9 protein-coding genes are annotated in these 12,089 nt (G+C 40.6%); 5 read left to right on the top strand and 4 right to left on the bottom strand.

Annotation, left to right across the window (positions count from 1 at the left end; all coding sequences use genetic code 11):
- Window positions 1-310: 310 nt before the first annotated feature.
- The 5 genes from kynU to IEW67_RS16485 all read left to right on the top strand — a co-directional run bounded on the left by kynU (window position 311) and on the right by IEW67_RS16485 (window position 5,977).
- Window positions 311-1,582, top strand: a complete 1,272-nt coding sequence (kynU, locus tag IEW67_RS16505; RefSeq protein WP_188634175.1) for a kynureninase — start codon at window positions 311-313, stop codon at window positions 1,580-1,582.
- Window positions 1,582-2,235 (top strand): arylformamidase, encoded by a 654-nt coding sequence (kynB, locus tag IEW67_RS16500; protein WP_188634174.1) that lies wholly within the window; start codon window positions 1,582-1,584, stop codon window positions 2,233-2,235. Before kynU ends, kynB begins: the two co-directional genes overlap by 1 nt.
- Complete coding sequence (kynA, locus tag IEW67_RS16495) at window positions 2,232-3,068, top strand: tryptophan 2,3-dioxygenase (protein WP_188634173.1); 837 nt, start codon at window positions 2,232-2,234, stop codon at window positions 3,066-3,068. Before kynB ends, kynA begins: the two co-directional genes overlap by 4 nt.
- Window positions 3,069-3,149: 81 nt before the next feature.
- The gene (locus IEW67_RS16490; RefSeq protein ID WP_188634172.1) at window positions 3,150-4,484 is read left to right on the top strand and encodes a sodium-dependent transporter; all 1,335 of its coding nucleotides are present in this window, start codon (window positions 3,150-3,152) and stop codon (window positions 4,482-4,484) included.
- 149 nt (window positions 4,485-4,633) lie between these two features.
- Window positions 4,634-5,977, top strand: a complete 1,344-nt coding sequence (locus IEW67_RS16485) for a CoA-disulfide reductase (RefSeq protein ID WP_188634171.1) — start codon at window positions 4,634-4,636, stop codon at window positions 5,975-5,977.
- Window positions 5,978-6,371: 394 nt separating this feature from the next.
- On the opposite strand, the gene IEW67_RS16480 is transcribed toward IEW67_RS16485, so the two are convergent.
- The 4 genes from IEW67_RS16480 to IEW67_RS16465 form a co-directional block, all read right to left on the bottom strand.
- Entirely contained in the window at window positions 6,372-7,331 is a 960-nt protein-coding gene (locus tag IEW67_RS16480; protein WP_188634170.1) for a dimethylarginine dimethylaminohydrolase family protein, read from the bottom strand.
- 38 nt (window positions 7,332-7,369) lie between these two features.
- The gene (gene argH, locus IEW67_RS16475; RefSeq protein ID WP_188634169.1) at window positions 7,370-8,689 is read right to left on the bottom strand and encodes an argininosuccinate lyase; all 1,320 of its coding nucleotides are present in this window, start codon (window positions 8,687-8,689) and stop codon (window positions 7,370-7,372) included.
- A 32-nt stretch (window positions 8,690-8,721) separates the two neighbouring features.
- The gene (locus tag IEW67_RS16470; protein WP_188634168.1) at window positions 8,722-10,239 is read right to left on the bottom strand and encodes a Na+/H+ antiporter NhaC family protein; all 1,518 of its coding nucleotides are present in this window, start codon (window positions 10,237-10,239) and stop codon (window positions 8,722-8,724) included.
- Window positions 10,240-10,521: 282 nt separating this feature from the next.
- Window positions 10,522-11,829: a hypothetical protein gene (locus IEW67_RS16465; RefSeq protein ID WP_188634167.1), complete on the bottom strand. Its 1,308-nt coding sequence runs from the start codon at window positions 11,827-11,829 to the stop codon at window positions 10,522-10,524.
- Between the last annotated feature and the right edge of the window lie 260 nt (window positions 11,830-12,089).

Raw genomic sequence — 12,089 nt, 5'->3', positions numbered from 1 at the left:
GAGTTGCGAGGAGTGCTGCTTCACCGAAAAACTTGCAACACGACGAGCACACTAGTGTTTTTCCGAAGCGACTGCTGACGTCAAAATGACATCTAATTTGTCAACCATAGATTTTGGTCAACAGCCCTTTTTTGTAACATCAGAAGACATGCATTATGGTTAACCTTTTAAGAAAAACTTTAGGATACACTATAAAGCGAGGCGAATGGCGCGTTTTTCTAAAATAATACATGATAAAACATTCCAAACAACTCATTCTACTGTTATGATGAAAGAAATTCTCCAATTATCTTTTAAATGGGGTGCTATGATGAATATCGAAAAAACGTATGCAGCTTATTTGGACCAGCAAGATGAACTGGCACATTTCCGGGATGAATTTTATCTCCCTGAAAACACCCTCTACCTGGATGGCAATTCACTCGGACTACTATCAAAACAGGCTGAACAAGCTGTTGAGGATATGATGGCTTCGTGGAAAACCTTTGCCATTGACGGGTGGGCAAAAGGCAAAGAACCGTGGTATTACCTGTCCGAAAAATTGGGTACGATGACAGCTCCGCTAATCGGTGCCGGCACTGAGGAAGTCATTGTCACTGGATCGGCGACCACCAACCTGCATCAGCTTACAGCCAGTTTCTATCAACCCGAGGGCAGAAAAACAAAAATATTAGCTGATTCCTTGAATTTCCCGTCTGATATTTATGCGCTGAAAAGTCAGTTACAGTTAAAGGGTTATGATCCAAACGAACACTTTATTCAAGTCGAAAGTAAAGACGACAATTTGCTCGACACAAAGGACATAGTCAATGCGATGACAGACGATGTGGCTCTGATCGTGCTTCCGGGTGTCCTGTACCGAAGCGGCCAGGTGCTTGATATGAAAACATTAACGGATGAAGCACATAAACGCGGGATTCCAATCGGTTTCGACCTATGCCATTCAATCGGGGCAGTGCCGCACCGGTTGTCGGACTGGGATGTCGACTTTGCGTTCTGGTGCACGTATAAACATTTGAATGCCGGTCCCGGGAGTGTTGGCGGCCTTTATGTGAACCAAAAACACTTTGGCCGCGAACCCGGGCTTGCCGGATGGTTCAGTTCCTCTAAAGAAAAGCAATTTGATATGGAGCATACGCTCACCCAGGCTCAGAACGCCGGTGCCTTTCAGATTGGCACGCCACACCTGTTGAGTGCCGCACCACTGCTTGGTTCGCTGGAGATATTCACACAGGCCGGCATAGACAACATCCGGCAAAAATCACTTCAGCTCACGCAATATTTAATAAAACTGCTGGAAACGGAACTGTCCGATTACGGATTTACAATTGCCAACCCGAAAGAAACAGAATTACGCGGTGGTCACGTTTATATTGAACATCCGGATGCAGCTCGCATCTGCAAAGCTTTAAAAGCTGACGGCGTGGTACCTGATTTTCGAAAGCCGAACGGGATTCGCCTGGCGCCCGTTGCACTTTATAACACATTTACTGAAGTATGGGAGACCGTTCAGATCCTGAAAACAATCATGGAGGAAAAGCGCTACAAACACTATGAAAATGAAAGGGGCATTATCGCCTAATGGGACAATCAAAATGGATCGACATTTCACAGCCGCTCACAAATGACATGGCCCACTTCCCCGGTGATACGCCATTTAAGTACGAACTAACGTATACAAAACAACAAACCGGCTCGGTGAACGTTGGGCAAATCACCGGCAGCGTCCATATCGGCACACATATTGATGCGCCATTCCACTATGATTCTGACGGCAAAACCGTTGATCAATTGGAGATCGATCTTTACATCGGGGAGGCTGCCGTGCTTGACGTGAGCCATACCGAGAAAATTACTGCTGAAACATTGCGGCCATTTAAACTTCACGGTGCATCACGTGTATTATTACGGACTTCGCTTCCTAATCACCCAAAGCGTTTCCCCAGTCAAATGCCGGAACTTGACCCGAGTATTGCTGATTTTCTAGACGAACATGGTATCAAACTGATCGGTGTTGACGTGCCATCCGTCGATCCGCCAGAAAGCAAAGATTTAGCTGCCCATCATGCGCTTTATGACAAGGATATTTATATTTTGGAAAACCTGATGCTTGATCACGTCACACCCGGCCGTTATGAACTGGTGGCACTGCCGCTTGCCATTGGCGGTGCTGATGGCAGCCCTGTCCGTGCCGTGCTGCGATCAGCCAATGCACAGGAGGCGAATACGACATGAGCGATGATCCATTCAAGCAAGAGCAAGGGATCCATACCGATTTTATGGAAAAAATGACCTACGGGGATTACTTGGAACTTGATACACTGCTGAACAGCCAAAAGCGACTTTCCTGCCATCATGATGAGATGCTGTTTATTATCATTCACCAAGTGAGCGAACTTTGGCTAAAGCTGATAATCCATGAAACGAAAGGTGCCATAGAGGCCATTGACCAGGATAATCTAAGAGCTTCCTTTAAAATGCTTGCACGCGTCTCGAAAATACAATCACAAATCATCAATGGCTGGGATGTGCTGGCAACCCTGACACCTGCTGAGTTCCTGGAGTTCCGCGACAAACTTGGAAATGCATCCGGTTTCCAGTCATACCAGTATCGTCTGGTCGAATTTGTTCTAGGATATAAAACACCACATATTTTAAAAATTTATGAAAAAGAGCCGGATGTTTATGCGATGCTGGAGGAGGCGTACTACAAACCGGGACTTTATGATGTAGCCATCCAAGCTTTGGCCCGGAACGGCTTTGCTATTGACAAAGAAATTCTTGACCGCGATTTTTCAAAAACCTATGAAAAGAATGCGTCGGTTGAAAAAGCCTGGATGAGCGTGTATCAAAATGTATCAACTTACTGGGAACTCTATGAACTCGCGGAAAAGCTGGTTGATATCGAAGACTGGTTTCAGCAGTGGCGTTTCCGGCATATGAAAACAGTAGAACGAATTATTGGCTATAGAACAGGAACCGGCGGGTCTTCCGGTGTCGGTTATTTAAAGCAGGTGCTTAATCACTATTTCTTTCCCGAATTATGGGAGCTGCGGACAAAGATATAACTGTGTTCAGTCTTTGATTGTGGGCGGCTGCCGAAATAGTTTATAATATTGACTGAATTTAAAAGTTGAGAGGAGCCAACTATGCGAGATTATTGGTCTTCCAGGATTGGATTTATTCTATCATCAGCAGGAGCGGCAATCGGCCTCGGTGCCATATGGAAGTTCCCTTATATGACCGGAATGAACGGAGGCGGCGCCTTTTTCCTGCTTTTCATTGCATTTACATTAATCATCGGGCTTCCTTTGTTGATCACTGAATTTATCATCGGCCGGGGAGCCCAAAAAGAAGCCGTCAGTGCCTTCAAAAAGCTCGCCCCCCGAAGTGGTTGGCCACTCATCGGCTATTGGGGGGTCGCCGGCTCATTTATCCTGTTGTCCTTCTACAGTGTTGTCGGCGGCTGGGTACTCATTTATAGTATTATGTCACTGTTTGGCTCTGTTATTTCCGACAATACCAATTATGAACAGTTATTTGGCACGATTACCGGCAATCCGCTTATCGCCATTTCCGGACATGCTTTATTTTTAATTCTGGCCGTCATCATTGTGTCCTTTGGTATAAAAGAAGGGATTGAAAAAGCAAGTAAAGTGATGATGCCATTATTATTTATCTTTTTTATTATTCTGGTGATCCGGTCTGTTACGTTTGAAGGTGCAGCTGAAGGTCTGAAATTCTTTCTGCAGCCGGACTTTTCCAAATTGACAGCAGAAGGTATCCTGTATGCCCTTGGTCAGTCCTTCTTTGCCTTGGCAGTCGGTTTTTCAGTGATGATAACCTATAGTTCTTATCTAACAAAAGAGGTGAGTCTGCCCCTCTCAGCGGCTTCCGTTTCAATCATGAACATTTTTGTTTCGCTTTTAGCAGGACTGGCCATTTTCCCTGTTGTCTTTTCATTCGGACTCGAACCGACAGCGGGGCCTGGACTGCTGTTCATGGTGCTGCCGGCAGCTTTCGCACAAATGCCATTCGGGGAAGTGTTCCTGACCTTGTTCTTATTACTGTTTCTATTCGCCATTTTCACATCAGCTTTCAGCATGCTGGAGATTATGACATCTGCTGTCACTGCCGGGAAGAACTATTCACGGACCAAGGTCGCCTGGTTTTCCGGGCTGATCGTTTTCATTGCGGGAATTCCCGCTGCATTATCTTCCAGTTCACTGGCGAATTTTAAAATTTTTGGAAAGACCGTTTTTGACGCCAGTGACTTTCTTGTCAGTAACATTATGCTTCCAGGCGGATGTCTGCTGATGGCATTATTCATCGGGATCAGGATGGATCGTACGTTGATGAAACACGAATTTTCATATGGCAACAGCCATTCATCCGATACATACCAGCTTTGGTTTCAGATCATGCGCTGGCTCGTGCCTATCACTATCGTAATCGTTTTTTTAAATTCATTAGGGATCATTTAACCGCCGGAAGTCTGCAATGCAGGCTTCCTTCTGTCTACTAGCTGCAAAAATCAAAGCATGTTATTATCTTCTTAATTGTGAACTTTAGCGAATCCAGGTTATTCCTTTCCAAAAAAGGGGAATTTTATTATAAAAGGAGGGCATTACATATGGCAAATAAAATCATTATTGTCGGAGGCGTGGCCGGCGGAGCTAATGTGGCAGCTCAAATCCGCCGTAATGATAAAAAATCGGATATCACATTGTTTGATAAAGGTGAACATGTTGCCTTTTCAACATGTGGTATGCCGTATTATATCGGCGGTGTTGTGGAGAATCGAGATCACTTGCTTGTCAGCAGCGATAAAATCGCAGACAAATTTGGCATAAACTTGCAAACCAATACAGAAGTCACATCGATTGATCCGGAAAACCAAAAAATTACCTATCAGGATTCCAGCGGGGAACATCAGACATTCTATGATAAACTTATTCTTTCGCCTGGTGCTTCCGCCAAAAAACCTGAATTTGAAGGGATGAATGACAAACGAACATTTACCCTGCATGACATTCCGGATATGGACGCAATCGAACATTACATTAAAACAAAGAAGCCTCAGACCTGCGCTATTGTCGGTGCCGGCTTTATCGGCCTGGAAATGGTGGAGAATCTGCATGCACGTGGCATTGACTGTACAATCATTGACCGAAATAAGCAGGTTATGAAACTGGTTGATGAAGATCAGGCCAGCATGATCGAAGAGCATCTGAAAGCAAAAAATGTTCATCTTCTGCTTGAAAATGGACTCAAATCATTTTCCAACAACGGCGCCACACTCAACTTAACGGACGGGGAAAGTGTCCAGGCTGACATGACCATTATGGCCGTTGGAATTAAGCCGAACACAAAAGTGGCTGAAGACAGTGGACTGGCGATCGGCGAAACAGGTGCTATTAAGGTGAATGACTATATGCAAACGAGCGACCCTGATATTTATGCGCTGGGTGATGCGGTCCAGACAAATGATTTACTGACCGGAGCACCAAGACATGTCGCACTCGCAGGTCCGGCACACCGCCAGGCTTTTATTCTCGTTAATCACCTTCAGGGAGGAAATGCTCCATATGCAGGTATTCAAGGTACAGCTATTTTCAAGGTGTTTGATTTGAGTGCTGGTGCCACAGGACTTAATAAAGCTGAATTAAATCATTTAGGCATCAACTATAAAGAAGTGGATCATCAAACATTATCACATGCCGGATATTATCCCGGGGCAGAAAAAATCAGCCTGAAAGTTTTATTTGATGCTGAAAACGGGCGTATGTACGGGGCTCAAGCCGTTGGCAGGGAAGGCATTGATAAACGGCTGGCAATCATGGCAACAGCTATGAAGGCAAACATGACCGTTTTTGACCTTCCTGAGCTGGAACTGGGCTATGCTCCCCCGTACTCATCGCCAAAAGACCCGATTAATGTGCTCGGTTATAAAGCAGAAAGCATGCTTGAATCATAACTCAAGGTATTATCTCAGTCTTTTCATGGGGATACGTACGTCCACATATTGAAGCGAGTATCTTACTGTCCGTTTAGGCAAGATAAAAGTAGCTTCTGTAAACAGGTTATAAAAAAGTCAGTTTATCTCAACTGTATGTGGTAAACTGACTTTTCACATTAGAAAAACTTCGGCATTCGCCTCGCCTTATAGCGAATGCCGAAGCTTTTCTTATAAGGTCATCCATAATTTATACTTTCTGACGTTAGAACATAAAAAAACGAGTGCAAACGCAGTTACTTGTTTTAATTTTTTGAGTATAAAGTGTTTACTTTTCGTGTCATCGTCACGTGTCTTTCTCTTTCCCGACGTATCATAGATACTAAAGACAAATTCACATAATACCGGATTCACCTCAAGAACCTGTACCACCAATTGGATCTCGATTTAAAAATGCAGTCATACAGTGAATAGCGCCCCAGCCTTTTAGGATTTCATCCATATCTGCTTCTATTACTTTAACACCTGCATCCTCTATTTTTCCCTTTGTATCTGGATTGCCGCTGGGCATAACAATTTTTCCGGGCTCCAAAGCAACAAAGTTAATGCATGAGCCCCATTTAAGTTCCTCTAAATTTGTGATTTCAACAATGTTAAAGTCGAGGTCAAGTAATTGTTTTACGACGTCATAAGGTACTTGCCATGGAAACAATACGGCAGTTTTTTTATCAGCAATATTAATGAGTCCATCAAGATGTGCGTGTCCGTACGGAATTTGGAAGTGTATGATATCTGTTACTCCCATATTCCTGAGTTCATATTCCACTTGCGCAACGCCTTCGTGATTCGCACGAGCACCCGTCCCCAAAATAACTGTATTGCGATCAATCCACATGCCACATGCACCGTCAAACCAGCCGTCTCCATTAATTGTTCTTACAATTGGAACGCCAATTTTTGCCAATGCCTCTGCCGTATACCGCTCTTCTCCACGGCGAGCAGAAATTCCATTGCGACAAACGATTGCGCCCTCAGGTGTCATAAAAACTTGGTCCCTCATAAATAACGCATTCGGACGATCTTCACGTTGCTGTTCTACATAATGGACATTCACACCATGACTACGGTATATGTCGGTTAATTCATTATGCTGTTGCTGCGCTTTTTTAAAATTCATCGGCGCTTTCCAACGAAAATCCCCGAAATTATTCTCTGTGATGAATTTAATTTCTTCCCCAGGTTTTCGCATAATTACATCTCTTAACTTGCCAATCTCTGAATCACAATACCAATCTCCCCATAAATCTTTCATTTCCTCGGAAAATGGAGTTGTTGAAGGGAACCATCTCTCTCCCTGAACTTTTACTTCCCTCATTTTATTTCCTCCTTCAAATTTTTAATAGTGATGGTACTCTACTTTAATAATGTTTTTTTAATGCTCTTGTTCATGCTTTTGTGGTAATCGATATATTCATAAATATCTTCTTTGATCTCCGAGCTAAAAGACTTTAATTCTTTCAGCGATAATTCTTCTATACTTTTTTCGTTGTCTTCACAAAAAATGACTATTGAACCCACTATGCTGTGTGCATCTCTAAAATATACTCCTTTTTTAACAAGATAATCTGCCAAATCAGTCGCATTTAGAAACCCGTTTTTCACTGATTTTTCCATTATTTCTTTATTCACTTTCAAAGTGTCTATAATTGGCGCCATAACTTCAAGACATGACAGTGTTGTATCTATAGAGTCAAAAAAGGACTCTTTATCCTCTTGCATATCTTTATTGTAAGCAAGAGGTAAACCTTTCATCGTCGTTAATAATGAAAATAAATCACCATATACCCGACCGGTTTTTCCCCTAATTAATTCTGCAGAATCCGGGTTTCTCTTTTGCGGCATTATACTGCTTCCGGTAGAGTATGCGTCATCTATTTCAATAAAATTAAACTCTTGGCTACTCCACAAAATGAGTTCTTCACTCAGCCTACTAAGATGCATCATGATTATTGAAAAGTGTGACATTAATTCCAATAAGTAATCCCTATCGCTTACTCCATCTAACAAATTATCGGTAGGTTTATCAAAGTTTAGTTCATTGGCAGTGATATCTCGATTAATGTTGTGGGTTGTGCCCGCTAAAGCACCGCAGCCAAGTGGACTTTCATTCATAAGATCTTGAGCATTCTCAATTCGTTTTCTATCCCTGTCAAGCATTTGAAAATAGGCCATCAAATGATGTTTAAACGTAACAACTTGTGCTCGTTGTAAATGTGTATACCCAGGCATCATAACCGCATTTTCATCTGCTTTTCTTTTTAAACTACTCTGAAGTAATTCAATTGCTTCAATTGCTTCAGCGGATTTTTTTTTCGCATACAGTCGCATATCAACTGCAATTTGATCATTCCTACTTCTTGCGGTATGAAGTTTTTTTCCTATTTCACCAATTCTCTTAATTAAATTAACCTCTACAAAACTATGAACATCTTCATAGTCCCCACTTACAAAAAGTTCTTCATTTTCGATATCAGCTAAAATTGAATTTAATCCTTCAATAATTTTATTTCCTTCTGTTTCCGTAAGAATTTCAGTCTTGACAAGCATTTTCACATGTGAAAGACTTCCAATAATATCTTCGTAGATCAATCTTTTATCTATAGCAAGAGAACTGTTAAAACTCTCCATTAGTTTATTCTCTTCCTTTCGAAAACGGCCACCCCAGAGTTTCATAACTAATAACCTCCCTGTATGATTAAATGCTATCAAATAGAAGAAATTTTTCGATTGTAGAATTTAGATAAGAAAAGAACACCAACAACCATTAATATCACAGCTAGAAACATTGATGTTGCGTAACCAGTTAATCCTCCGACGGTGAATGTTACGACTGCTATACCCCCATTAAACAGTGCAATGGGAAGCTGCGTAATATTATGATCTTTATGATCAGTACCCGCTCCGGTGGAAGCTAAAATTGTTGTATCTGAGATTGGCGAGCAATGATCACCAAATATTCCACCTGATATGACAGCACCGATACATGCATACATAGATATATCCAGATGGTATGCTAAAGGAATGGCCAGAGGCAACATAATTGCAAATGTACCCCAAGATGATCCATTAGCAAACGACATACAGGCCCCAACGAGAAAAGTAATAGCTGGAATTAGGAACAAGGGTATGTTTCCATTTACTAATTGAACAATATAAGTTGCTGTTCCCATCTTATCCAAGACCGCCCCCAGTGACCATGCAAGTACCAAAATGATTAGAATATCCATCATTCTTTTCATGCCAGAAATATAAATCTCAAATGATTCGGTAATTTTTTTTACTTTGTGCACAGTCATAAGAACAATTAAAGAAAGTCCTGCAAACAGATAAGCCGTAGTTAAAGCCACTCTAAAGTCGTTGCCATCTATTTTCTCAAATGGGAATCCAAGTGGAATCAGCAAACCAACTAGCGTTACTAACAGCGTAAGAATCGGAAACCATACTAGAATAGGTTTACTACTTGTTTTTTTAATATCCTTTATAGTTTCTGATTTGCGCAATGGTTCCGATTCAGGCCAATAGACTTGCCCCGTTTCCCTTATACGTCTTTCTGCTTTAGCCATCGGCCCAAAGTCCAGCTTTGTTATCACGATTAATGGAACAATAAGCACAGCAAGCATTGGGTAAATATAATAAGGAATAGCATGTATAAAAGTACTCCACCCTGATTCTGTGATATTTAATCGTTCATATTCAGTATTAATTAGACCTATTATATAAACTCCCCAACCGATAAAGGGAATCATAACGGAGACTGGAGAAGCTACAGAGTCAATTATCCAGGCTAATTTTTCCCTTGATATTTTAGCTTTGTCAAACAGCGACTCGAATACTGGTCCAATTATTAAAGGTGTGCCAAGTTCAGAGAAAAAAATAGCAATCCCTCCAAACCATGCAGCAAGCTGAGTCTGAAGTCTCGTCCTGATTACTTTTACTATCTTAGATGCAAAAGCAGCAGCTCCTCCTGACTTTTCTAAAAGTGCGACGAACCCTCCGATAAATACTAATAGTACTAAAATACCAGCATTATAACTGTCGGCAACCTGTGCAAAAAAATAATCGCCAATCGCACTTTTTATTGCGTTTAATGGATTAAATTGCGACAAAATCATAATCCCCGAAAACAAACCTAAAAATAATGAAATAATCACATTTCTAGTCCAAAGCGCCAGAACAATTGCAATGATGGGAGGAATTAATGACAATACCCCTAAATGGTCCATACAGACAACTCCCTTTTTAATTATTTAGGGTTTTTAAAAGGTAATTACCCTTTATTAATTATATAAGCATATTTTTTAAATTTCAATGTTTTTTAAAATTTAAATTAATGAAGAGCGATTTTCTGTTAGAAAAGCTTCGGCATTCGCCTCGCCTTATAGCGAATGCCGAAGCTTTTCTTATAAGGTCATCCATAATTTATACTTTCTGACGTTGTAAAAAAAATACCCCGTACTACAAAAAAGTAATACAGGGTATTGAAAATAGCTTTACAGCACCATTGTTTAAGATTCAATCTGGATCAATTGATAGATTTTAGCTGGTCTTCCACGAGTAGATGAAGATTCTTCACCGATATACTCCGCCAAACCAACCGAACATAAACTTCCTATTAAACGTTGAGTATTACGTTTATCCCAATTTAAGTGGGTTGCAATATCCTTTATTGTAAAGTCATTCCATCCCATCTTTCTGATTAAAGCGTCTATTTTATTAAGGCTTTTTAGACTAATGTTAGCTTGCTTTAATTTACTCAAAAGTTTTTTATCATCTATTCGAAAGGAATAGTATAACTCCTTTTCATCACCCGCTGATTCCCTAATTATACCGTCTTCTTGAACAATGATTATACCACGTTCCTTCTTTTCTTTCGATTGTTGAATAGCACGCCGAGCATTGACTTCTGCTGAATAGACTGTCTTTCCAAAGCCAATTCCTACCGAAACCGCTGTATCACATTCAATAGACAACTGATCTGCAGTTATTTTAAGTTCTTTCATTTCGCGTTCAATCGTACCACGTGAACTGAAGATGACATATCTGCCGTTTCCTTTCTCCAGCAAAGAACCATCCAGTTTTTCACAGAGTCTAAGAAGGGATTCCTTAATTTTTATTTCCAGGTATTGCAAATTATAAGAATCCTTAGTTTTTTCCTCAATCGTATCAAACTGTTCGATTTCAATAATCTCAACACCGATTTGTGTATCCTTGAAGTAAAATGTTTTAACTTTTTCAGCAAGAATCATTAGAGTATGATTAATCTCCATATCGGTTAACGTTATCCGATAAGCCGGCACTCCAGCTTCTTTTAAGCCACTGTAAATAGCTTCAAAACACGTTAACGCTCCTTCTGTTTCGCCTTTTTCCCAATGGTCTAGATGAAAATTTATTAATTCTTGTGGCTCAGTCTTTGTATCAAACGTTTTAATAAAAACTTCATTAGGCGTGAAATCCAATTGTTTCAACGCTTGATCTAAATGAGACTTTGCTATTTCATCTATACTTACACGTTCCAAAAACTTCCCTTGGTAATATGCCATATGTAAAAGACATTGATAAATCCCAGATTCCGAATGTTGTATGTATACCAGATTTTCTTTATTCCCTAAAGCATTCTTTGCCAACATATATGGGATTTGTCCTGAGAAAACCCACAAATCAACATAATGATTATAGTTCAAAACTATATCCTCTGTATCTTTAAATTCCTTATAAGGATAAGGTATAAATTCCATATATTTGTTATATATTTTAGCTAATTCCAAAATGCGTTTTACTGATGAATTCGGACCTATGACACCGATTCTATACATATCTAATCACTTCCTCTTAATTCGCAATATTCACACCGAGTATAGCGAAGGAGTACTCAAAATACAAAATAAATTAAAATCAGAAGTGAATTTTATAATTTATGTTTCTTCTGTCGCAAGGGGTATAAAACATAAGAAAAACCGGGCAAAGTGCGGCCCGGTCTTTTTTCTATCTTCGTTAGAGAAAATCCGATAATTTATATGCCTGTCCATGTACGCCATTATAATACGCTGGATACATTTCCCCTCCACACATTTCA

It is taken from the genome of Lentibacillus kapialis (assembly GCF_014646635.1).
GTDB classification, from domain to species: domain Bacteria; phylum Bacillota; class Bacilli; order Bacillales; family Amphibacillaceae; genus Lentibacillus; species Lentibacillus kapialis.
Note: the sequence above shows the minus strand (reverse complement) of the source record. Positions and strands in the feature narration are given on the sequence as shown.